The sequence below is a fragment of the Cobetia sp. SIMBA_158 genome (genome assembly GCF_046566945.1).
Classification (GTDB): domain Bacteria; phylum Pseudomonadota; class Gammaproteobacteria; order Pseudomonadales; family Halomonadaceae; genus Cobetia; species Cobetia amphilecti.
Genome location: NZ_JAWJYL010000011.1, coordinates 105,575 through 127,336, shown reverse-complemented (window position 1 = coordinate 127,336; position 21,762 = coordinate 105,575). Strand labels below are relative to the sequence as shown.

Annotated in this window: 19 protein-coding genes and 6 tRNA genes; 11 read left to right on the top strand and 14 right to left on the bottom strand. The window is 62.6% G+C overall.

What is annotated here, in order from left to right:
* Positions 1-2: 2 nt before the first annotated feature.
* From R2R70_RS15355 to R2R70_RS15330, 6 genes are all read right to left on the bottom strand, one after another.
* A tRNA-Gly gene (locus tag R2R70_RS15355) sits at positions 3-77 on the bottom strand.
* A gap of 70 nt (positions 78-147) precedes the next feature.
* Positions 148-223: transfer RNA gene (locus R2R70_RS15350), tRNA-Glu, on the bottom strand.
* A 142-nt stretch (positions 224-365) separates the two neighbouring features.
* Positions 366-440: transfer RNA gene (locus R2R70_RS15345), tRNA-Gly, on the bottom strand.
* Between the two features lie 37 nt (positions 441-477).
* A tRNA-Glu gene (locus R2R70_RS15340) sits at positions 478-553 on the bottom strand.
* 31 nt (positions 554-584) lie between these two features.
* Positions 585-659 (bottom strand) — tRNA-Gly (locus R2R70_RS15335).
* Positions 660-685: 26 nt separating this feature from the next.
* A tRNA-Glu gene (locus R2R70_RS15330) sits at positions 686-761 on the bottom strand.
* Positions 762-1,029: 268 nt separating this feature from the next.
* On the opposite strand from R2R70_RS15330, the gene msrB reads away from it, so the two are divergent.
* From msrB to htpX, 4 genes are all read left to right on the top strand, one after another.
* Positions 1,030-1,452 carry a peptide-methionine (R)-S-oxide reductase MsrB gene (msrB, locus tag R2R70_RS15325; RefSeq protein ID WP_043334292.1) on the top strand — a complete coding sequence of 141 codons (423 nt, stop codon included), beginning with the start codon at positions 1,030-1,032 and terminating at the stop codon, positions 1,450-1,452.
* A gap of 232 nt (positions 1,453-1,684) precedes the next feature.
* Positions 1,685-2,662 (top strand): ribosome biogenesis GTPase YlqF, encoded by a 978-nt coding sequence (gene ylqF / locus R2R70_RS15320; RefSeq protein WP_043334293.1) that lies wholly within the window; start codon positions 1,685-1,687, stop codon positions 2,660-2,662.
* A gap of 238 nt (positions 2,663-2,900) precedes the next feature.
* Complete coding sequence (locus tag R2R70_RS15315) at positions 2,901-4,139, top strand: pyridoxal phosphate-dependent aminotransferase (protein WP_043334294.1); 1,239 nt, start codon at positions 2,901-2,903, stop codon at positions 4,137-4,139.
* A gap of 195 nt (positions 4,140-4,334) precedes the next feature.
* The gene (gene htpX / locus R2R70_RS15310; protein WP_410978448.1) at positions 4,335-5,234 is read left to right on the top strand and encodes a protease HtpX; all 900 of its coding nucleotides are present in this window, start codon (positions 4,335-4,337) and stop codon (positions 5,232-5,234) included.
* A 111-nt stretch (positions 5,235-5,345) separates the two neighbouring features.
* On the opposite strand, the gene R2R70_RS15305 is transcribed toward htpX, so the two are convergent.
* On the bottom strand, positions 5,346-5,969 hold the full coding sequence (locus tag R2R70_RS15305; protein ID WP_043334296.1) for a TetR/AcrR family transcriptional regulator: 624 nt from the start codon (positions 5,967-5,969) through the stop codon (positions 5,346-5,348).
* 10 nt (positions 5,970-5,979) lie between these two features.
* Positions 5,980-6,873, bottom strand: a complete 894-nt coding sequence (locus R2R70_RS15300) for a dimethylarginine dimethylaminohydrolase family protein (protein WP_082388364.1) — start codon at positions 6,871-6,873, stop codon at positions 5,980-5,982.
* A 165-nt stretch (positions 6,874-7,038) separates the two neighbouring features.
* On the opposite strand from R2R70_RS15300, the gene R2R70_RS15295 reads away from it, so the two are divergent.
* The 5 genes from R2R70_RS15295 to argE are packed head-to-tail and all read left to right on the top strand — an operon-like array spanning position 7,039 to position 11,321.
* The gene (locus tag R2R70_RS15295) at positions 7,039-7,839 is read left to right on the top strand and encodes an ATP-binding cassette domain-containing protein (RefSeq protein ID WP_410978447.1); all 801 of its coding nucleotides are present in this window, start codon (positions 7,039-7,041) and stop codon (positions 7,837-7,839) included.
* A gap of 18 nt (positions 7,840-7,857) precedes the next feature.
* A complete protein-coding gene (locus R2R70_RS15290; RefSeq protein WP_284893510.1) occupies positions 7,858-8,631 on the top strand; it encodes a transporter substrate-binding domain-containing protein in 774 nt (257 codons plus the stop codon).
* Between the two features lie 44 nt (positions 8,632-8,675).
* A complete protein-coding gene (locus R2R70_RS15285) occupies positions 8,676-9,401 on the top strand; it encodes an ABC transporter permease (RefSeq protein WP_043334300.1) in 726 nt (241 codons plus the stop codon).
* Entirely contained in the window at positions 9,394-10,158 is a 765-nt protein-coding gene (locus R2R70_RS15280) for an ABC transporter permease (protein WP_410978446.1), read from the top strand. Before R2R70_RS15285 ends, R2R70_RS15280 begins: the two co-directional genes overlap by 8 nt.
* 8 nt (positions 10,159-10,166) lie before the next feature.
* Positions 10,167-11,321, top strand: coding sequence for an acetylornithine deacetylase (gene argE, locus R2R70_RS15275; RefSeq protein WP_410978445.1), 1,155 nt, complete (start codon positions 10,167-10,169; stop codon positions 11,319-11,321).
* Between the two features lie 99 nt (positions 11,322-11,420).
* Here the strand turns inward: argE and nhaC are convergent, their stop codons facing one another.
* Together nhaC and pdxB are read right to left on the bottom strand one after the other, a co-directional pair.
* Positions 11,421-12,977 carry a Na+/H+ antiporter NhaC gene (gene nhaC / locus R2R70_RS15270; protein WP_064503312.1) on the bottom strand — a complete coding sequence of 519 codons (1,557 nt, stop codon included), beginning with the start codon at positions 12,975-12,977 and terminating at the stop codon, positions 11,421-11,423.
* Between the two features lie 303 nt (positions 12,978-13,280).
* Complete coding sequence (gene pdxB, locus R2R70_RS15265) at positions 13,281-14,459, bottom strand: 4-phosphoerythronate dehydrogenase PdxB (protein ID WP_303570706.1); 1,179 nt, start codon at positions 14,457-14,459, stop codon at positions 13,281-13,283.
* 211 nt (positions 14,460-14,670) lie between these two features.
* Here pdxB and R2R70_RS15260 point away from each other — a divergent pair, with 211 nt between their 5' ends.
* Positions 14,671-14,949: a WGR domain-containing protein gene (locus R2R70_RS15260; protein ID WP_043334304.1), complete on the top strand. Its 279-nt coding sequence runs from the start codon at positions 14,671-14,673 to the stop codon at positions 14,947-14,949.
* A 93-nt stretch (positions 14,950-15,042) separates the two neighbouring features.
* On the opposite strand, the gene R2R70_RS15255 is transcribed toward R2R70_RS15260, so the two are convergent.
* Positions 15,043-15,393: a glutaredoxin family protein gene (locus R2R70_RS15255; RefSeq protein WP_410978444.1), complete on the bottom strand. Its 351-nt coding sequence runs from the start codon at positions 15,391-15,393 to the stop codon at positions 15,043-15,045.
* Between the two features lie 3 nt (positions 15,394-15,396).
* The gene (gene rlmKL / locus R2R70_RS15250) at positions 15,397-17,613 is read right to left on the bottom strand and encodes a bifunctional 23S rRNA (guanine(2069)-N(7))-methyltransferase RlmK/23S rRNA (guanine(2445)-N(2))-methyltransferase RlmL (RefSeq protein ID WP_410978443.1); all 2,217 of its coding nucleotides are present in this window, start codon (positions 17,611-17,613) and stop codon (positions 15,397-15,399) included.
* Positions 17,614-18,100: 487 nt separating this feature from the next.
* Between rlmKL and rmf the strand changes: the two genes are divergently transcribed.
* Positions 18,101-18,310 carry a ribosome modulation factor gene (rmf, locus tag R2R70_RS15245; RefSeq protein ID WP_043334308.1) on the top strand — a complete coding sequence of 70 codons (210 nt, stop codon included), beginning with the start codon at positions 18,101-18,103 and terminating at the stop codon, positions 18,308-18,310.
* Positions 18,311-19,143: 833 nt separating this feature from the next.
* On the opposite strand, the gene R2R70_RS15240 is transcribed toward rmf, so the two are convergent.
* Both R2R70_RS15240 and R2R70_RS15235 read right to left on the bottom strand, forming a co-directional pair.
* On the bottom strand, positions 19,144-20,187 hold the full coding sequence (locus R2R70_RS15240; protein WP_284727236.1) for a quinone-dependent dihydroorotate dehydrogenase: 1,044 nt from the start codon (positions 20,185-20,187) through the stop codon (positions 19,144-19,146).
* 231 nt (positions 20,188-20,418) lie between these two features.
* On the bottom strand, positions 20,419-21,564 hold the full coding sequence (locus tag R2R70_RS15235) for a hypothetical protein (protein ID WP_410978442.1): 1,146 nt from the start codon (positions 21,562-21,564) through the stop codon (positions 20,419-20,421).
* Positions 21,565-21,762 lie beyond the last annotated feature (198 nt).

Here is a 21,762-nt window from a genome sequence, read left to right as displayed (position 1 = left end):
ACTGGAGCGGGAAACGAGATTCGAACTCGCGACCCCAACCTTGGCAAGGTTGTGCTCTACCACTGAGCTATTCCCGCACCGGGTGTCATGAACCTGTGCTCACGACATCTGTCTTACTACTGGCTTGCCACACCATCATGCTCTGCATGGCGTCCCATAGGGGGTTCGAACCCCTGTTACCGCCGTGAAAGGGCGGTGTCCTGGACCACTAGACGAATGGGACGTACTGGAGCGGGAAACGAGATTCGATCGGACTGGCGGACCAGCTCGCGACCTTATCGCATTGCCTTTTCCTCTGGAGCGAGAGATGAGATTCGACCGGGCTGACGTTCAGCTCGCGACCTTGTCACACCACTTGTTCCTAATGGAGCGGGAAACGAGATTCGAACTCGCGACCCCAACCTTGGCAAGGTTGTGCTCTACCACTGAGCTATTCCCGCAACACAAGCAGATCATGCGACCACATAAGACCGAAGATGGCGTCCCATAGGGGGTTCGAACCCCTGTTACCGCCGTGAAAGGGCGGTGTCCTGGACCACTAGACGAATGGGACACACGTTAGAACAAGACATGCCTGATCTAAATGGAGCGGGAAACGAGATTCGAACTCGCGACCCCAACCTTGGCAAGGTTGTGCTCTACCACTGAGCTATTCCCGCACTCCGGTCTCTACGCTGCAAGAAAGTGGCGTCCCATAGGGGGTTCGAACCCCTGTTACCGCCGTGAAAGGGCGGTGTCCTGGACCACTAGACGAATGGGACGTAACGTTCTTGCCTCGTCGAGGTGGCGCGTATATTACAAAGACCCTCCCCCTTCGTCAACCCCCTGCTTCAACAGGATTTTTCCGGCGTTGGCCAAGTGCATCCACCACATGCTTGTGGTCACGCCCTGACGCCCGCATTCTTGGGGTATGTACCGGGTTTCGCGTGAAGACCGTCAGTCACTCTTTTCGAATTGCCGCGCAGGAGAACTTGCTTGCAGGTTCACACGAGCGCCATTCGAGAAACGCATAGATAGAGAGAAGAGATCATGAGCGAACAAGACCCGCAGACTCAGGACAAGTTGATTCGCAGTGAAGAGGAGTGGCGCAAGCGCCTGACGCCGGAGCAATACCGGGTGACGCGCGAGGCAGGGACCGAGCGCCCCTTCACTGGCGATCACGAAGTCAGCCCGACGCCGGGTACCTATCACTGCATCGCCTGTGACGCCAAGCTGTTCGACAACGACACCAAGTTCGACTCCGGCTGTGGCTGGCCGAGCTTCGACCGCCCCTATGCCGATGCCGCCGTCGAGGAGCACTTCGATACCAGCCATGGCATGCGTCGCGTGGAAGTGCGCTGTCGCCGCTGCGAATCTCATCTGGGGCACGTCTTCCCGGATGGCCCGACTGACACCGGTCAGCGCTACTGCATCAACTCCGTCGCGCTGCGCTTCAAGCCGATACGCGCCTGACGCCCGGGACATGGAGAGTTGATAGAGCGCTGGGTAGTGATGACCGGATAGCGCGCCACCATGGCTAGGCCGCCTCTGATAGAATGCGTCGCCATACGCGTCCCCTCCTCTCCCGCATGCCATGTAGCGCCATCCCTGATGGATGAGCGCCTTCCCTGGCATGCGGGAAGAAGGAGGCAGGACAGAGGTGACAGAACAACCGTCATACCCCTGACGGCAGGAGAGAAGCGACATGCTGGGCTGGTATCCGGGACATATGCACAAGGCACGCCGTCAGATAAAGGACGCGCTGCCCGAGATCGACGTGGTCATCGAAGTCCTCGATGCCCGCCTCCCCTACTCCAGCACCAATCCGGTGCTGTCCGAACTGACCCGCCACAAGCCGGTACTCAAGCTGCTGTCTCGCGCCGATCTGGCGGACCCGGCACGCACCCGCGAATGGGTCGAGTATTTCGATGCCCTGCCCAACACCCGTGCACTGGCGATCACCACGCTTGAGGCGCGTGACCTCAAGCAGATTCCGCGCCTGTGTCGCGAGATGGCCGGACATATCCGCGTCGATCGCGATGCGCGCGTGATGGTGATGGGCATCCCCAACGTCGGCAAGTCGACGCTGATCAATGGCCTGGCCGGTCGCAAGATCGCCAAGACCGGCAACGAGCCCGCCGTCACCAAGCGCCAGCAGAAGATTCGCATCGACGGTGGCATCGCCCTGATCGATACCCCCGGGGTGATGTGGCCGAAGATCGAGGACCAGGCCAGTGCCTATCGCCTGGCCGGCAGTGGCGCGATCCGTGACACCGCCATCGATTACACCGATGTGGCGGTGATCGTCGCGGCGGAGCTGGCCAAGCGCTACCCCACGGAGCTGACCGCACGCTACAAGCTGAAGTCACTGCCGGCCTACAGCGCCAACCCTGACGCCGAGCGAGTCGAGAGTGATGGCCCGCGCAAGGTCGATCTGATGGCGCTGTCCGGCTTCAATGGAGTCGCGATTCTGGAAGAGATCGCCAGCAAGCGCGGTGGCCTGCGTGCCGGTGGCATCATCGACCTGCACCGCGGTGCTGAGGTGCTGCTGCATGAACTGCGCGACGGCAAGCTTGGGCGCCTGACACTGGAAACACCCGCCGACATTCCTGCTGAGCCGGTGCCGGAAGCCAGTGGCGAGACAGAAGATGGAGCCGAAACGCGTGAGCAAGAGAGCGAATAACGCTACCAGAACAAGGCGCTAACGCGACTCTCGCCTGGCTCCCGCCCGCGGGAGATGCTTGAATGCCAGTTGAAAATCCCGCCAGAAAACCTCTGGCGGGATTTTTTTCTGCCTGAACATCTCAAACCACAAATTTAACCACGCTATTGGCCCTTGGCCGTGGCGCGGCAGGCCAGCGGCGCGATATGCTGGACGCTCGCCCCTACACCTTACGTGACGGAGATCTACGGAAAGCATCATGGATACCGAGCAAAGAAAGCCCCGCGAAATTCGCAAGTCACACAAGCTGGACAACGTCTGCTATGACATTCGCGGGCCGGTTCTCGAACACGCCAAGCGTCTCGAGGACGAGGGCCATCGCATTCTCAAGCTCAATATCGGCAACCCGGCGCCCTTCGGCTTCGAGGCACCGGAAGAGATTCTGCAGGACGTGATGCGCAACCTGCCGACAGCGCAGGGCTATTGTGATTCCAAGGGGCTTTACTCTGCGCGCAAGGCGATCATGCAGGAGTGCCAGCGCAAGGATATCCAGGGTGTCGGGATCGAGGACATCTACGTCGGCAACGGCGTCTCGGAGCTGATCGTGCTGGCCATGCAGGCATTGCTCGATGATGGTGACGAGCTGCTGGTACCGGCGCCGGATTACCCGCTATGGACTGCTGCCGCCAACCTGGCCGGTGGTCGCGCCGTGCACTATCTGTGTGACGAAGCGCAGGACTGGGCACCCTCCATCGAGGACATCCGCGCCAAGGTGACCAGCCACACCAAGGGCATCGTGCTGATCAACCCGAACAACCCGACCGGCGCGGTCTATCCGCCCGCGGTGGTGAAGGACATTCTGCAGGTCGCGCGCGAATTCGGTCTGGTGGTGTTCTCTGACGAGATCTACGACAAGATCCTCTACGACGGCACCGAGCACGTCTCCACCGGCGCGCTGGCCGATGATCTGCTGGTCGTGACCATGAACGGCCTGTCCAAGAGCTACCGCTGCGCCGGCTTCCGCTCCGGCTGGATGATTCTCTCCGGCGACAAGCGTCCGGCGGCCGACTTCATCTCCGGCCTCGACATGCTGGCCAGCATGCGCCTGTGCGCCAATGTTCCCGCGCAGCACGCCATCCAGACGGCGCTCGGCGGCTATCAGTCGATCAATGATCTGGTACTGCCGGGCGGACGCCTGCTGGCCCAGCGTGACGCGGCCTGGAAGAAGCTCAACGAGATTCCCGGCGTCAGCTGCGTGAAGCCCAAGGGCGCGCTCTACATGTTCCCGCGGCTCGACCCCGAGATGTATCCCTTCGAGGACGATCAGCAGATGGTGCTGGAGCTGTTGCTGGAAGAGAAGATGCTGCTGGTGCAGGGTACCGCCTTCAACTGGCCGAACCCGGATCACCTGCGCATCGTCACCCTGCCCTACGCCGACCAGCTGGAAGAAGCCATCGAACGCCTCGGCCGCTTCCTGGCGCGACGTCGCAAGGCCTGACGTCGGCCCAGCCCCCGCGATCAAGGGGCTACGCAGGTCGCCTCCAGTGGTGATACCTTGCTGTCCTCGCAGACCGTCCTTGCAGACTGTCGACGCAAATTCTGCCCACGCTGCCGCCAGTGATTCATCTCACTGTCAGTATCGCGGGCAGATAATTGCGCCCTACCGATATATTGGCATTGGAGACCTGACCCCATGATGCGGATAGCCCTTTTCCTGATCACCAACCTGGCGGTGGTGCTGCTGGCCAGTGTCACGCTGCGCCTGCTGGGCTTCGATGGCTACATGGAAGCCAACGGCATCAACTACACGGCGCTGCTGATCTTCTGCTTCATCATCGGCATGGCCGGTTCCGTGATCTCGCTGTTTCTGTCCAAGACGATGGCCAAGTCCTCGACCGGCACCGTGATCATCGAACAGCCGCAGAACGACACCGAGCGCTGGCTGCTGGACACCGTCGGTGAACTGGCGCGCGACGCTGGCATCAAGATGCCGGAAGTCGGCATCTTCCCGGCGCAGCAATCCAATGCCTTCGCCACCGGCTGGAACCGCAATGATGCGCTGGTCGCCGTCTCGGCCGGCCTGCTCAATCGCATGCGTCCCGAGGAAGTGCGCGCCGTGCTGGCGCACGAGATCGGCCACGTCGCCAACGGCGACATGGTGACGCTGACGCTGATCCAGGGCGTGGTGAACACCTTCGTGATGTTCTTCGCGCGTATCGCCGCACACGCCATCGACGCCTTCCTCAAGCGCGATGACGAGAACGGCGGCCTGGGCTTCTTCGGCTACATGGCGGTCGTGTTCGTGCTGGAAATGGTGCTGGGCCTGGTGGCCTCGATGATCGTCGCCTGGTTCTCGCGCTGGCGCGAATACCGTGCCGATGCCGCAGGCGCAGGCCTGGCGGGCAGCGGCTCGATGATCAAAGCCCTGGCTCGCCTCAAGCAGGAACATGAGCTGCCGGACCAGATGCCCGACACCATGACCGCCTTCGCCATCACCACCGGCAAGAGCCGCAAGCTGATGGAGCAACTGTTCGCCAGCCACCCGCCGCTGGATGACCGTATCGCCGCGCTCAAGGCCGCTGCCTACAAGTAAGCTCCGCCAATCCTGCACGGCCTGATTGGCCCCTGCAGACAGCAAAAAGCCCGCCACGTGATCCACGTGGCGGGCTTTTCTGTCAGTGGGCGCCGCTCGACATGCCGCCCCTCACGCCAACGCTTCCCACCCCGACAGCCCCAGCAGATTCACGGCAGCGTCGAGGCCGATCTGTTGCATCTCGCCCACGTTCAGCGAGTCACCCCGCAGGGCGCCCTCGATCCAAAGGCCATCGACCAGCCCGTTGAGCGCGATGGTCAGATGCTGCAGCCGGGTCTCGTCTTCCTGACGCCCTTCCGCCACCAGAACGTCCTCCACCAGATGACGGAACAGCTCGGTCGTTTCGCGATAGGCCTCGCGGCGAATCTCCGCCATGCGAGGATCGCCATAGGTGAGCGGCAGAAAGTTGGCCCACAGCAACAACGTCTGCGGCGTCACGATCGGCGGTGACAGATTGGCCTCAAGAAAGGCCTTCAACCTCGCATGCGGTGCCAGCTCTCGCCCTTCTATCGTGTCGGAGGCATCGGACAGCAGGCGCTCCAGAAAGCGGCGATAGGCCGCGTAGAGCATGTTGTCCTTGCCTTCGAAATAGAAGCGGATCAACCCATTCGAGACACCGGCATATTCGGCGACACGCCGCACTGTCGTGCGCGAGATTCCCTCGCTGGCAATGCAGGTCAGGGTCGCTTCGATCAGGTCATCCTCTCGGGCATTGTTGTCTCGACGACTGGCCATGGAACGTGAATTACCCCTCGCGCAGAATCGGATTGGTCAGGCAGGTGGGGCCACCTTCGCATGCCATGCACAGGGCGTCACCTTCAAAAGTGCGCACACGCACGCCGGCGGCTTCCATCACGGCACGCGTGCCGGGGAAGCCATCGATCATCACGCAATCATTCGGTGCCAACGGCATGACATTGAGGCTCAGGCCCAGCGACTGATGGAACTCCTCTTCCGGGGCAATCACGAAGCGGATACCGCGCGCTTTCATCAAGGTCCAGAGTGCAGCAGGGATCAACTTGGGATGTACCAGATAGGTGTCATCCGCCAGCGGCGAGATCACCGACATCAGATGCAGGCAGGCCGCCTCGCCCTCCCAGACGGGCAGATCGAAGCCCAGCACCTCGATACCATGCGGATTGAGCAGCGCGTTGAGCTGACGCACGCCCTCCCGATTGGAGCGGAAGCCCATGCCGACGACAAGGGTGTTCTCATCCAGCCACAGGGTGTCGCCCCCCTCGATGGCCGCCTCACCTTCCAGGCGACCGATGACCGGAATGCCGGCCTGCTCATAGACCTGACCATGCCGGTTCGGTTCGTCCTTGCGCAGCGGCTTGCCCATCTGGAACAGCACGGCACCGGCACGCGTCACCACCGAGGCATCGCGGGTGAACATGGCATCTGACAGCCCGTCATTGGTGTCCTCCATCCAGACGATCTCGGCACCACTCTCCTCCACCATCTCGACCAGGGCCTGGTACTGACTGATGGCTTTCTCGGCATTGAAGTAGTGGTTGTAATGCCAGACCGCCGGATCGGCATTGCGCAGGCTGTCGCCAGGACGACGCATCAGGACACGCGTCATTCGAGCGGCCATTGAGTGGCAACCGAACCGGGAGGAGGCAGGGGTATTCGACATGGAGGAAACCTCATTTTGATGGTCTGTCAGTCGCAATTGACTCGAATGTTATACAGATGCATAATTTTTATACAGATGCATAGTTTTATACAGGCACATGACTTTATGCAACTGCATAGTCAGTACCCGAGTGCATAACAACAAGATCAATCAGAGGACTCGCGCGTGCCTCACTCTCCTGTCACCCCGTTGACCGATACGAATGACGATGCCGTCATCGACATTCGCGGACTCTGGAAATCCTTTGCTGGACGCGAAGTCCTCAAGGGCATCGACCTCACCGCACAGCGTGGTGACGTGATCTCACTGATCGGCAGCAGCGGCTCGGGCAAGTCCACCCTGCTGCGCTGCATCAACCTGCTCGAGACACCCAGCGACGGGTCCTTGCGTCTGCTGGGCGAGGACGTGGCGCTGCGGCGGCGCGGCCAGCGACTCGAACCCATCAATCGCCGACAGCTGCGTCTGCTGCGAGCTCGCCTGGCGATGGTCTTCCAGAACTTCAATCTCTGGCCTCACATGAGCCTCGAAGCGAACCTCATGGAAGCGCCGATGCAGGTGCTCGGTCAGTCCCGCGCAGAAGCTCGGGAGCATGCTCACCAGCTGCTGGAGCGCGTCGGGCTGTACTCCCACCGCCAGGCCAACCCGAGAACGCTTTCCGGCGGCCAGCAACAACGTGGCGCCATCGCCAGAGCCCTGGCCATGTCGCCGGAGGTGCTGCTCTTCGATGAACCGACCTCGGCACTGGACCCCGAACTTGTCGGCGAGGTGCTCGAGGTGATGCGCGACCTGGCTGCCGAAGGACGCACCATGGTCATCGTCACCCATGAGATGAAGTTCGCCGCTGACGTCGCGAACAAGGTCATCTTCCTCGACCAGGGCAACATCGAGGCCCAGGGTACCCCCGACCAGATATTCCGCTCCCCCTCTTCCGAGCGCCTCAAGCAGTTCATTGGCTCGATTACCTGAACCAGGAGAAGACCAACAATGAAGACCCTGTCCGCTATCGCATCTCTCGGAGCCATCGCCCTGTCTCTGAGCACCGTAGCCCAGGCCGACGTCGTACGTGTCGGCTTCGCCAGTGAGCCCTACCCGCCGTTCGCCACCCTGCAGTCGGATGGCAGCGTGACCGGCTGGGAAGTCGATATCGCCAATGCCGTCTGCGCCGCGGCAGAGCTTGAGTGCGAGATTGTCACCTCCTCCTGGGATGGCCTGATTCCGGCGCTGACCACGCGCAAGATCGATGCGATCGCCGCTTCACTCTCCATCACCGAGCAGCGCCGCAAGGTCATCGACTTCTCGGACAAGTACTACCAGACCAGCGCTGCCGTCATGGGTGCCAAGGGCGACGAGATCACACCGACGCCAGAAGGACTGGCCGGCAAGACACTGGGTGTGCAGTCGGCCTCCATTCATCAGACCTATGCCAAACGCCACTTCCCCGACACTCGAGTGCGTGAATACCAGACCCAGGATGAGGCCAATCAGGACCTGTTCGCCGGACGCATCGATGCCACCCTGGCCGACATCCTCGTGCTGGATGACTATCTCGCGAGCGACGATGGCGAGCTGTGCTGTGACATGAAGGGCAATGTCGCGCACGACGAGAGCATCCTGGGGTCCGGCGTTGGATTCGGCGTGCGCAAGGGCGACAACGAGCTGCTGGAGCGCCTGAATGCCGGTATCGCCGAGATTCGTGCCAGCGGGCGTTATGACGAGATCAGCAAGCAGTACTTCGACTTCGATATCTACGGAGATTGAAGCCGCCCTCGTCTCGACTTCGCCATACCGCATGAGGAAATTGCATGGCTGACTATCGCAACATGAGCATCGGCGAGCTGCTGTCGCTGACGCCGCCGGGCTGGGGAGGCGCTCTGCTGGATGGTCTGGTGCTATCGCTGCAGGTAGCGGCGAGCGGCTATCTGATTGGCCTGGTGATCGGCATGGCGGGCGCTGCGGGCAAGATCTCGGGTGGCCCCGTCACCCGGGATCTGCTCACCGGCTATACGACGGTGATACGCGCGGTTCCCGAGCTGGTACTGATCCTGCTGGTGTATTTCGCAGCGCCCGATGCCCTGAACCATCTGGCGAGCGCCGTCGGCCTCGGCCCCCTCGAGATCAGCCCCTTCGTCGCCGGGGTGGCCGTCATCGCTCTGGTGCAGGGCGCCTATGCCACCGAAGTCATCCGCGGCGCCATCAATGCCATCCCCAAGGGAATGCATGAGGCCGCACTGGCGCATGGCATGGCGCCCTTCACCATCCTGCGCCGCATCACGCTGCCATTGTTGCTGCCAGGCGCCCTGCCAGGCCTCTCCAATCTATGGCTGATCGCGACCAAGGACACCGCACTGCTGGCGGTTGTGGGCTTCACGGAACTGACACTGGCCTCGCGTCAGGCGGCCGGCTCCACTCGCCATTATCTGCTGTTTCTCGGCGCCGCGGGGGTGCTCTACCTGATCGTATCGCTTGCCTCCAACCTGCTGTTCAAGACACTGGAGCGTCGCATGGACAAGGGGGCCCACCATGGCTGAGCCCAGACTTCCGCCCCATCGCCTCGTCCTGATCGCGAGTGTCGCCGCCATCCTGGTGGCGATCGGCACCCAGATGCACTGGGAGTGGGTCGCCCAGTACCGCGGCGAGATCGGCAAAGGCATACTGCTGACGCTTATACTGCTGGTCTCCACCAGTGTGGCGGGCTTCCTGCTGGCCATTCCGCTGGGGCTGGCGCAGGCACGAGGGCCACGTCCGCTGGCGTGGCTGGCGCGGGGATTCTGCAATCTGATTCGCGGCACCCCGTTGCTGCTTCAGCTGTGGATTCTCTACTACGGACTGGGGTCTCTGTTTCCGTATATCCCCGGCTTGCGGGGCAGCTGGTTGTGGCCGGTGCTGGCAGATCCGTGGATCTACGCCTTCTGTGCCTTGACCCTGTCGTTCGCAGGCTATGAAGGCGAGATCATGCGCGGCGCCTTTGCCGGCGTACCGCGCGGCGAACTTGAAGCGGCTCGCTCGCTGGGCATGTCTCCCTTCAGCATTCTCCGGCGCATCTGGCTGCCCAGAGCCGTACAACGGGTATTGCCCACGCTGAATGGCGAGCTGATCATCCAGCTCAAGGCGACGCCTCTGGTCGCGACCATTTCCGCCATCGATACCTATGCCGTCTTCGGGCGTATCCGCCAGGAAACCTATATCGTCTACGAGCCGCTGCTGCTGATGGCCTTGATTTATCTCGTCATCGCGGGACTGATCACCCTCGGCTTTCGCACACTCGAGAAACGCCACGCATCATGAGGCCTGACATGCAACGCACCCTCGATATCCTCACTCGCCTCATCGCCTTCGATACCACGTCGGACCGCTCCAATCTGGCGTTGATCCACTTCGTGCGTGACCTGCTGTCCGAGCACGGTATCCAGGCGACCGTGCTGCCGAATGCCGAAGGCGACAAGGCCTCACTGCTGGCGACGATAGGGCCGCCTGTCGCCGGGGGCGTGGTGCTTTCCGGTCACACCGACACCGTGCCCGTCACGGGGCAGACCTGGTCGCAGGACCCGTACCAGGCCACGCTCAAGGAGGGGCGTCTCTACGGTCGCGGCTCGGTGGACATGAAGGGCTTCATCGGCCTTTGCCTGGCGATGGTGCCGCAGTTTCTCGCATCGCCTCTCAAGCGGCCGATCCATCTCGCCTTCTCCTATGACGAAGAAAGCACCTGCATGGGCTGCCTGCCGCTGATCGACCACATGCGCGAGACACTGCCCGAGGTCGCCGCCGTCATCATCGGCGAGCCGACGCAAGGCCGCGTGGTGTCAGCGCACAAGGGCGTGCACTCCTGGCGCACGGAGGTGACGGGCGTCCCGGCCCATTCGAGCCGGCCAGACCTTGGCGTCTCGGCCACCTTCTACGCCGCGCGCATCATCTCGGAACTCGAACGCACGGCAAACGAGCTGCGCACCAATGCCACCCCAGGGGAGCTGTTCGAGCCGCCCTTTTCCACCCTGCACGTCAGCGCCATGCAGGGCGGCAATGCCCCCAATATCATTGCCAAGGACGCTCGTCTGCATTGGGAGCTGCGCAATCTGCCCAGTGACCCGCCTGACGCGGTGCGTGCACGCTTCGATGACTTCACCGCGCAACTGGCGCGCGAGATGCAGCAGCATTCAGCCGACTGCCGCATCCAGACACTGGAGGACTATGCCTCGGTGCCGGCACTCACCCCGGAACCCGACGGCAAGGCAGAGGCGCTGGCCTTCGCCCTGACGGGACAGAGTGAACGCTGTGGCGTCGGCTTCTGCTCGGAAGCGGGCTGGTTCCAGGACCGCGGCTTCTCCACCGTCGTGTGTGGGCCCGGCTCCATCGCGCAGGCCCACAAGGCAGACGAATACATCGAGATGGCGGAACTTGAGCGATACCGTGACTTCCTCGCGCGCCTCATGCAGCACCAGTGCGCGGATTGAGCGCTGAGTAGAACGAATTTGCCGCGCCTGTAAGCCGCAAAAAAAGCCCGCCATGTGATCCACGTGGCGGGCTTTTTCTCTTTATCCCGCAGGATCGAGTCAGCGTGACTCCGAGGTCTCGTGGGGCGTATCCAGCACCAGCGACTCGGCCAGCGGCGTCGGCTCCACGCCTTCAGCTCCCTCGCCTTCTTCAAGGCGCTCCAGCTTGAAGCCGACCATGGCGTAGGCCACCGCCAGCGCCAGATTGATCAGGTTGAACAGCGCAAAGGGCAGGTAGCTCAAGGTCGCGACGCCCAGGGTGGCAGCCATGTAGGCGCCACAGCTGTTCCAGGGAATCAGCGGCGAGGTGATGGTGCCGGAGTCTTCCAGCGCGCGTGACAGGTTGACCGGCGCCAGGCGGCGACGACGGAACTCGGCGCGATACATGCGCCCCGGCAGGATGACCGAGATGTACTGATCCCCGGTCACCACGTTGGAGGCCAGGCAGGTGCCCAGCGTGGTGATGACCAGCGAACCGGCATTGCGTGTCGCGCCCAGAAGGCTCTGCACCAGACGCTCCAGCAGACCGAGGCGTTCGATCACGCCGCCGAAGGTCATCGCCGACAGGATCAACCACACGGTGTTGAGCATGCTGCTCATGCCGCCCTTGGAGAGCAGCGAGTCGATCACCTCATCACCGCTGTGGGAGACATAGCCATCGAACATCGACATCCACACGCCCTTGAGCAGCGCCATGGCGGTGGACATGTCCGTGACGCTTGCCAGCCCTACCACCGCCTGCGGCTGGAAGATGACCGCGAAGACGGCGCCCAACGCCGCGCCGATGAAGATCGCCGGGAAGGCGGGCATCTGACGCACGGCCATCACCAGCAGCACCAGGAGCGGAATCAGCAGGTGCAGGCCGATGTTGAACTGCTCGCCCAGCTGGGCACGCAGATTGGCGACCTGCTCCGGCGTCTGCAGGCTGGAGACGGAGTCGTGGCCGAGCCACAGAAAGCCTGCCAGCGCGAGCAGGATGCTGGGCACGGTTGTCCACAGCATGTGACGAATATGCGCGAACAGCGTGGTGCCGGCCGCTGCCGGCGCCAGATTGGTGGTATCGGACAGCGGCGAGAGCTTGTCACCGAAGTAGGCCCCGGAAATCACCGCGCCGGCGGTGATAGCCTCGGACAGCCCCAGGCCATCGGCGATGCCGATCAGGCCGATGCCGATGGTACCGGCGACCGTCCACGAGCTGCCCACCGACAGCGCCACCAGCGCGCACAGCAGACAGGCGGAGGCATAGAAGTACTGCGGTGCGATCACGTCCAGACCGTAGTAGATCATCGCCGGCACGGTGCCGCCGAGAATCCAGGTGCCGATCATCGCGCCGACCGCCAGCAGGATCAGGATCGCGCCCAGCGAGATCTGGATGCCCTTGTTGATCCCCTCTTCGATATCGCTCCAGCGATAGCCGTTCTTGAGACCGATCAGACCCGCGATCATCGCGCCGGACAGCAGCGCGACCTGATTGGGCCCCCAGGAGGCATCGGCACCGAACAGCACCACCGCCAGCACCAGCATGGCGATGACCAGCACGATGGGAATCAGGGCATCCAGCAGAGAAGGCGGACGATAGCCGCTGTCCTCAGCAGAGTTATCAGGGTGTTGTTGCATTCAAGACACCATCTTCAAGAAATGAGGACGCCGACACGCCGCGTGGTGACGGGCATGGCAGAAGACACGGAGAATGGGGAGCGGCGCCGCAGCGTCAGGCGGGGCATGCCGTCAAGGCCACCCCCTGCGCGTGTCGCCAGGCGATCTGGGGCGCATTATATCGACCAAGGTCGAAGACCGAAACGGTCAGGGTTTCAGGCATGCGGCAAGGTCCTCATCCATCAGGCGACCTCCACAACGCGAACGCCCCCGCCAGCAGGGCTGACAGGGGCGTTCCAGGGCGGCTTGCGAATCACGCCGTGATCATTTGCTGACCAGCTTGACGCGGGAGAAGCCGAAGCCCTCGAGTACCTCACGCAGTTCGCGGGCATTCTTCTTGAGCTCGACGCGCAGCGTGGAGAACTCGCGACGCAGCGGATATTCCCGTCGATAACGCACGAAGCCCTCGGCATTGCCGAACCGACGCTGATAGCGACGCAGGCCCAGCGCATCGCGACGCACGTCATAGCAGGCGCGTACGCAGAGCCCCAGCGCCTCTTCCGGCGGCGCCCACCCCGTCAGCACCAGCTTGCGCAGCCACGGGTCCGGCTTGAGCTGACCCAGCTTGCGGCGCGCCGGCAGCCCGAAGTGACGACAGGCCTGTTGATAGATGATCTCGGTGCCCTGCATCTTGCCATCCAGGCTATGCCCGGCGATGTGCGGCGTGGCGATGTCCACCAGCGCGGCCAGCTCGGCATCGATATCCGGCTCGTTTTCCCACACATCCAGCACGGTCAGCAGATCAGCCTGCTCCTTGAGGCGCTGCTTGAGCGCCGCGGTATCGACACAGCCTCCGCGGCCGGCACTCAGCAGCACGCTGCCGGGCTTCATGGCGCGGATACGCTCGGCATTGATCAGATGATGGGTCGGGTGCTCGCCACCGGTGACCATCGGGGTGTGCACGCAGATGACATCACACTCGGCGACCAGCTCGTCGAGGTCCACGAAGCGGGACTTCTCGGGGCGCTCATCGCTCTGGCCCTCAAGCGCGGCGCGCGGCGGGTCACAGACCAGCACCTCGGCACCCAGCGACTCGAGACGCTTGACCAGCCGTGACCCGACCTGACCGGCCCCGACCACGCCGAAGCGGCGGTCCAGCTGCAGGTCCAGCCCTTCCTGCTCGGCCAGATGCCACAGCGACGACAGCACGTAATCCACCACCGAGTCGGCATTGCAGCCCGGCGCGTTGGTGAAGTGGATATCGTTGGCCGCGAGCCATTCGAGATCGGCATGGTCGGTGCCGATGATCGGCGAGCCGACGAAGCGCACCCGCGTTCCTTCCAACAGCGCCTGATCCACGCGCAAGGTAGAGCGACAGATCAGCATGTCGACGTCCTTGAGGACGGCATTGTTGATCTCGCGAGTCGGCATGCAGGTCACCTCTCCCAGTTCGGAGAAGAATTCCTCTGCCAGAGGGACGTTATCGTCCACGATGATGTGCATCTGTTGCCTTTCCTTGCTGTGGCAATGAGTGTCGCTGCGGGTTCACGGGCCAGCATGAGCGCCTGAGTGACTTCACACCTTGCCGCAAGGCACGTGAAGATTACAATGGTATGCTTGCTTGCCCGCCGCCGTGCCATCTTAGGCGCACGCAACGGGCGTCACAAGCTCATGATTGAGTCCAGCCACCATCGTTTCGCCTCGGGAGTCACGCGTGATCATCCGCTGGGAAAGCCACCACGATTACGTTCTGGTCCATGTGCATCAGGACATGTTCGGCGACTGGATCGTCAGCCGCTCATGGGGCCAGATCGGCACCCAGTTCGGCGGATTGAAGCACGATCTCGCCGAAAGCCACGAGCAGGCCATGACCTGGGTCAGCGACCTCGCCCACATCCAGGCCTCACGCGGCTACACCAAGGTGCTGGAGGCCACGGCCGATAGCCCGGAAGCCGAAGACGCCATGCGCCAGATGTCGCTGCTGGAGAGCTAGTACGCAGCACGGTGCCGGACACGAAAAGACCGCCGCTACCCTGAGGTAGCGGCGGTCTTTTTGCACCAGCGTCAAGCGACACGTCTGCGCCTCTCAGCGCAGAAAGCGACGCCCGTTGCGCAGGGTGGGCCCCTGTGGCTCATTAACTGAGTCGTGCTCGGCTGGGGGCGTCATTTCGACACCCTGCTCGAGGCGCTGCTCGACGCCCTGCGCGCGCAACCACTCCGGCAACACCTCTTCGCCATCGGCCAGCGAATACTCCGCACCCGAGGCGCTCGCCAGTACAGGGATGCGCGTCGCGTAACGCTCGCTCAACTGCGTGTCGAAGGCGATCTCGACCCGAGTGAGCGTGACATCCGCCCCCAGCGCCTGCAGCGTGGTTTCCAGCCGAGCGCACAGATGACAGCCCGCCGTGGTGTAGAGCCACAACGGGACACTGGCCATCGCTCAGCCCTTCACATCGCTGGCGCGACGGATGCGGAAGACGTGGTGGATATCCGGACGACGCTTGAAGTCCGGGTCCAGCAGCTTGCGCGACAGGTCTTCCACCACATGATGCTGGCTGACGCTGTCATCCATCACGAAGCGACGATGGTTGTTGGAGAAGATCAGCGTGCCGCCCGGTGCCAGACTGGCCATCGCCAGGTCGATCAGGCGCGCGTGATCACGCTGGATATCCAGGGTGCCTTCCATCTTCTTGGAATTGGAGAAGGTCGGCGGGTCGAGGAAGATCAGGTCGAACTCCTCGCGGGAGCGCTCCAGCCACTTCAGGCAGTCGGCACGCACCAGCTGATGGCGTTTCTCGCTGATGCCGTTGAGCTTGAAGTTCTCGCGCCCCCAGTCCAGATAGGTATTGGACATGTCGACGCTGACGCTCTCGCTGGCACCGCCTAGCACCGCATGCACGGTGGCCGTCGCGGTGTAGCAGAACAGGTTGAGCACCCGCTTGCCGTCCGCTTCCTTGCCCAGCAGCTTGCGCACCGGACGGTGATCCAGGAACAGGCCGGTATCCAGGTAGTCCTTGAGATTCACCCACAGCCTGGCATCGCCTTCCTGCACCTCGATACGCTGACCGGAGCTGTCCTGGCGCGTGTACTGCGCCTTGCCCGCCTGACGCGTGCGTTGCTTGATATGGATATCGTTGGGCGAGCAGCCCAGTACCTGCGGAATCGCCGCCAGTGCATCCATCAGGCGGCGCTGCGCCTGACTGGCATCCACGGACTTGGGCGGCGTGTATTCCTGCACGTGCACGTGACGGCCATAGATATCGATGGCCAGCGCATACTCCGGCATGTCGGCATCGTAGAGGCGATAACAGGTGGTGCCGCTCTGCTTGAGCCAGCGCGCCAGGGACTTCTGGTTCTTCTTGAGGCGATTGGCGAACATCTGGCCGCCCTCGCTCAGCGCGGGCTGACTGCGGGCATCTTCGGCCACGCTGTCTTCATCGACCGCACGCTGACGCGCCGCCACATCGATCATCAACAGCTTGCAGTCGAGCTGACCGTTGCGGAAGGCGTACTGGCGATGTGCACGCAGGCCGAGGCGGTGGCCGAGATCCGGATTGCCGGTGAACATGCCCAGCGTCCAGCCGCCGAAGTGACGCTTCATGCGCTCACCGAGGCTTGCGTAGAGCGGCACCAGTGCCGGCAGCTCGCCCAGACGCTCACCGTAGGGCGGGTTGGTCATCACCAGGCCAGTGGTGGCGCCCTCGGGACAGGTCAGCTCGGCGACGGAGGCACCTTCCAGCTCGATCAGCGCCGGAATGCCGGCACGCATGGCGTTGGAGCGCGCGGCAGAAATCGCCTGCGGGCTGTGATCGCGACCGAACAGACGCGCGGTGACCTTGCGGCGTCCGGCAATGGCACGCTGCTCCATCTCTTCCCACAGGCCCTTCCAGATGCGCTCGTCATGGCGCCCCCAGTGGCGGCAGGCGAAGTCCTGGTTCAGCGATTGCGGCGCGATATCCGCCGCCATCAAGGCTGCTTCGATCAACAGCGTGCCGGAGCCACACATCGGGTCGACCAGGCTCTCGCCACGCGCCGCACGCGCCGGCCAGTCGGCCCGCATCAGCAGGGCCGCCGCCAGGTTTTCCTTCAGCGGCGCATGGGCGAGATCAGGACGGTAGCCACGCTGATGCAGACTGCGACCCACGAGGTCGATACCCAGGGTGATGTAGCCATTGTGCAGGTGCGCGTAGATGCGCAGATCTGCATTCTTGCCATCGACGGTCGGCTTGTTGCGGCCTTCCTCGAACATCGCCTCGACGATGCCGTCCTTGACGGTCTGGGCACCGAAGAAGGTGTGACGAATATCTTTCCATGTTCCGTGGAAATCGACGGCGATGGACGCACGATCCGGCAATTCCATCGCCCAATCGACACCCGCACTCGCCTTGCGCAGTTGCTCGCCGGTGTCGACGCCACCCACGCGAGTGAGCAGACGAATGATGCGGTTGGCCAGTCGCGACCACAGGATGGTGCGGTAGGCGGTTTCCTGGCTACCGTTGAAGTGTACGCCAGCGACGGTCGTGCCAGTCACCTCGGCACCCAGAGCCGTCAGCTCATCGGCCAGCAGCGTTTCGATGCCACGCGGGCAGGTCGCAAACCAGGTAGAGAGCGAGTTGCTGGGCGCGCGGGGTGTAGTCGCAGAGGTCGTATCAGTCATGAATCTCTCACCGGCAGGTGCCGGACTTATTCCTGTGAGTTGGCTTCTGGCACTAGCGATATTCCTATACGGCTGTCGACAAGCCAGAGGCAGTGTTCTAAAAACTATAGGTGTAGCTGCAATTCGGAAAGGTGACACGCCATGCGAAATCGAGGATCAAGGGACACGAGCCTCATTCGGGCAGCCTACCTGTGCCGCTCAGGAGATCGGACTTCCGGCACAGCAAGACAGTCGCTTTTTCACCATCACGCTCGAGCATATACAGGCAAGACCTTCCATCATCTCACACTCGTGACCTTTTCCGACAAGAATGGCCAACGACGCGAGGTGATGATGCACGAGGCCGGCAGTGCCCGACAGGGCATCGGCCAACTCTCTCACTCGGCATGTCCAATGGCAGGACAACCGCGGCCAGACAAGGTCTCGCCGGGTACGTCTCGCCATCACTGACACACAGTGCCGATGGGTTCTCACTTAGAGGTCATCCATGAAGAGACAGAAACGTGATCGCTTTCAGCGTGCCTATGTTCACGGCTACAAGGCTGGTGTCACCGGCCGTTCCCGTGATGATTGTCCCAGTATCGATGTCAATCTACGTGAATTCTGGATGAGCGGCTGGCGTGAAGGCCGCGGGGACCAATGGTCGGGAATGACCGGCGTCTCCGGCATCCACAAGAACCCCATGGTGCTCAGCTGAGCACCGCATGACGCCAAGGTTCATCATCCGCGACCAGGAGGTCATCCCATTTCAGGAAAGCGGCACGTCACGGAATGACACTGGCAATACGGCGCCTGGCGCCTTTCACCCCGCCGACGCAGCCTGATGCGCTGCCCAAGCGGATTCTCCGGCATCACGCCACCGGCTTCTGACATGTTACAGGGTCGGCTGGCACGTACAGAGAGGACTCGAGGTGTTCACGGTGAGTCGGTTTAGCGACATCACCCGGAAAATCCCACGGAAGTCGCCCAGCGACACGTCAAATCACCAGGGAGGTAACGCCTTATTTCTATCTTGATGACGCGCGGCACTGACAGGCAAGAGACGCAGTAGGCAATGGGGCCGACTCGCTTCACTTCCTGAAAGGCCGAGATGTTGGCGCTCGTGTCGTTTCAATCGTGGTATGGCTCCAGAAGAGGAGGCGCAGCAGGCGACGGCCTGCGAGGACGACGGTCCAGCGCGGAGCACGACACGGGCAAACGTTCACCTTGACTGCATCAGCAGGTTCTTTCCAGGCCTGCTTCAACCATCCACGCACCCGATGAGCTCAAGGGGCCAACCCCCAACCGCCGTTTCTGACGGCAAAAGCGCTTCGCATCGTGCACGCTGGCTGGACATGGCAGCCAACACGACAACGGCAGATCACGCATCACTTCCCTGCCGTTGTCATATCATCATTCACGCCGGTACCGAGGCCGCCTTCTGATGTCAGAAGGCGGCTTTTCTGTGTCTGCCCTTCCCCACTCGCCCCTCTCTTGAAGCGCCGTGAGTGGGAGATACCAGCATCACGCTGCGACGGAGCCCAGGCCGGATCACACCTTGATCAGGGTATCGGCCTTCTCCAGTGCACGCGCGCACTCACCGATCAATGCCGGGCCACGATAGATCAGCCCGGAATACAGCTGCACCAGATCCGCCCCCGCGGCGATCTTCTCACGCGCACTCTCGCCATCGGTGATACCGCCCACACCGATGATCGGCATGTTCGGCAGCGCTTCACGCAGGCCACGAATCACCCGCGTCGACGATTCACGCACCGGGGCGCCGGAAAGTCCGCCCGCCTCCTGCGCATGCGGACTACCCGCGACCGCCGTGCGCTCGATGGTGGTGTTGGTGGCGATGACGCCATCGATGCCGTTGTCCGCCAGCGCCCGCGCCACGAACAGGATTTCCTCGCTGTCCATGTCGGGCGCGATCTTGATCACCAGCGGCACCTTCCTGCCGCGCTCGGCATCGAGCTGATCGCAACGCTGGCGAAGCCCGGCCAGCAGCTGGCTGAGATGATCACCGAACTGAAGATTGCGCAGCCCCGGGGTATTGGGCGACGAGATATTGGCGGTGATGTAGTCGGCATGCGCATGCACGGCATCGAGGCAGACCAGATAGTCGCTCAGTGCATCATCCACCGCCGTGGTCAGGTTCTTGCCGATGTTGATCCCCAACACGACACCAAAGGCAGCACGCGCCTGACTGGCCTTGACCTTCGCGACCAGATGCTCGACCCCGGCATTGTTGAAGCCCATGCGGTTGATGATCGCCTGATGCTCCGGCAACCGGAACAGACGCGGCTTGGGATTGCCGTCCTGCCCTTTCGGCGTCACCGTGCCGACCTCCACGAAGCCGAAGCCCAGAGCGGCGAGCGCATCGAGGTGATCGGCATTCTTGTCGAGACCTGCCGCCAGGCCAACGCGATTGGGGAACTCGAGCCCCATCAGCGAGACCGGATCACGCGGCGCTTCACCGCCCAGACCGCGCGCCATGCCGAGGCGATGTGCCATGTCCAGCGCACTCAGCGTCACACCATGAGCTGTTTCCGGGTCGAGCTTGAAGAGAAGCGAGCGAGCAAACGAGTACATGATGATCTCCAGACAGCGGGCGGCAGGGTCGTGACGACAGCATAGCTGGGCGCGAAGTATACCCGAAGCCCGCGGGGACAGACACTGCGCGCCGGCACGCTCGCGCTGCTGTCGATAAAATCGCTCACGCCAAGGCCGGCACCATTGCTCATGCTCAGGGCAACAAAAAAGGGCGACCCGCTGGGCCGCCCTTGTGTCACACCCGACGGTGTCGGGGTCATGCCCTGCAGATCATTTCACGTCGAGTTGCTGCACGCGCACGGTGTAGTTGTTGACGCCCTGCATGGAAGAGCCGAACTTCTGACCGCTGACCCAGACGGTGTAACGACCCGGTTCCAGCACGGTCTTGAGGTGGAAGTCGCCCTGGAAGCCTTCGCCCTTGTCACTGGCGACGGTGTTGCCACTCTCGTCGAGCAGGCGCATCTGCAGCTTGTAGGTGCCTTCGCTGCCCGGGAAGGTTTCGCTGTCGATGGTCACGGTGCCGCGGTCCGCGACATCGAAGGTCATGACCTCGCCCTTCTCGAGAATGCGCACATCGGTGACGATCTCGTCGAAACGACGATCCGGCTCCGCTTCGGCCTCGGTTTCCGTCACGGCTGCACTGCCCGTGGCAGCAGCGGTCGTGGCAGCAGCGGCAGACGTCTCGGCTGCAGCAGACGCGGCTGCCGAAGTCGTAGCGGCGGCAGCGCCTGTGGCGGAAGCGCCTTCAGCTGCCGCATTGCCTGTCTCGGCAGCCTTCTTCTCGCGGGCAGCCTGTTCGGCGGCGGCAACGGTGGCCGGCTTGATGGTCGCGACTTCATCGTTGGCATCGACGAAGGCGGTACGACGGCCATCGCCATCGGTGTCGAGGAAGACCAGGCCGTTGCCGGTCTCAATGCCGCTTTCCTCGGCAGACAGCTTCTCGCCACTCTCGCTCAGGCCTGCGACGTTGATTTCATAGGTGTTGCCGCCCGACTTGCCAGCCCCCAGCTTGTCGGCGCGCACACGCAGCTTGTAGACGCCCGGCTCAAGCTCGGTATTCATGTTCAAGCCATCGGAAGCCCTGTCACCTTCTGCGGTGGCCACGACCTCACCCTGCTCACTCTCGAGCGTGGCTTTCATGGTGTAGGGGTCGGTCACATCGAAACTGGCGACGCCATCGATTTCGTAGCGTCCGGCTTCCTTGATGGTGAACTGGTGCACGCTGGTGCCGCCGAACAGGAAGTTCTGGCTGTGGGCATCACTGCGCGGCTTGAGGAACTTGGAGATGTCCAGCTTGCCTGCCGCTTCTTCTGCACGCTGCTGAGCGGGGCTGCCATCGGCCAGCACGGCCTGGGAGGCCAGAGTGGACAGGCCGAGCGCGAGGGCGCAGGCGAGGGGTAATGCACGATGTGACATGGTGTCTCTGCCTTGTTGTACTGATGCTTTGAAAACAGAAGCCTCCAGCGAGCGCCGCAGCGACTCCGAGACTTGAAATGAGGGACTGAAAATCAAGGACTGAAAACAGGGTCTGCAGAAAAGGATGCAACCATCAGGGCCTGTATCAGTCTCTGCACTGGTCGCCATTCAGCATACCAGACAGCTGACGACAGTTAC

Bases quoted from the DNA above. Each gene is read 5' to 3' on its own strand.
- R2R70_RS15255 (WP_410978444.1), bottom strand. From the start codon at position 15,393: ATGGCCAGTGTCCCGTTGTGGCTCTACACCACGGCGGGCTGTCATCTG.
- pdxB (WP_303570706.1), bottom strand. From the start codon at position 14,459: ATGCACATCATCGTGGACGATAACGTCCCTCTGGCAGAGGAATTCTTC.
- msrB (WP_043334292.1), top strand. From the start codon at position 1,030: ATGAGCGAACAAGACCCGCAGACTCAGGACAAGTTGATTCGCAGTGAA.
- ylqF (WP_043334293.1), top strand. From the start codon at position 1,685: ATGCTGGGCTGGTATCCGGGACATATGCACAAGGCACGCCGTCAGATA.
- R2R70_RS15235 (WP_410978442.1), bottom strand. From the start codon at position 21,564: ATGTCACATCGTGCATTACCCCTCGCCTGCGCCCTCGCGCTCGGCCTG.
- R2R70_RS15315 (WP_043334294.1), top strand. From the start codon at position 2,901: ATGGATACCGAGCAAAGAAAGCCCCGCGAAATTCGCAAGTCACACAAG.
- htpX (WP_410978448.1), top strand. From the start codon at position 4,335: ATGATGCGGATAGCCCTTTTCCTGATCACCAACCTGGCGGTGGTGCTG.
- R2R70_RS15280 (WP_410978446.1), top strand. From the start codon at position 9,394: ATGGCTGAGCCCAGACTTCCGCCCCATCGCCTCGTCCTGATCGCGAGT.
- nhaC (WP_064503312.1), bottom strand. From the start codon at position 12,977: ATGCAACAACACCCTGATAACTCTGCTGAGGACAGCGGCTATCGTCCG.
- R2R70_RS15300 (WP_082388364.1), bottom strand. From the start codon at position 6,873: ATGTCGAATACCCCTGCCTCCTCCCGGTTCGGTTGCCACTCAATGGCC.
- argE (WP_410978445.1), top strand. From the start codon at position 10,167: ATGCAACGCACCCTCGATATCCTCACTCGCCTCATCGCCTTCGATACC.
- R2R70_RS15240 (WP_284727236.1), bottom strand. From the start codon at position 20,187: ATGTACTCGTTTGCTCGCTCGCTTCTCTTCAAGCTCGACCCGGAAACA.
- R2R70_RS15285 (WP_043334300.1), top strand. From the start codon at position 8,676: ATGGCTGACTATCGCAACATGAGCATCGGCGAGCTGCTGTCGCTGACG.
- R2R70_RS15305 (WP_043334296.1), bottom strand. From the start codon at position 5,969: ATGGCCAGTCGTCGAGACAACAATGCCCGAGAGGATGACCTGATCGAA.
- R2R70_RS15290 (WP_284893510.1), top strand. From the start codon at position 7,858: ATGAAGACCCTGTCCGCTATCGCATCTCTCGGAGCCATCGCCCTGTCT.
- rlmKL (WP_410978443.1), bottom strand. From the start codon at position 17,613: ATGACTGATACGACCTCTGCGACTACACCCCGCGCGCCCAGCAACTCG.
- rmf (WP_043334308.1), top strand. From the start codon at position 18,101: ATGAAGAGACAGAAACGTGATCGCTTTCAGCGTGCCTATGTTCACGGC.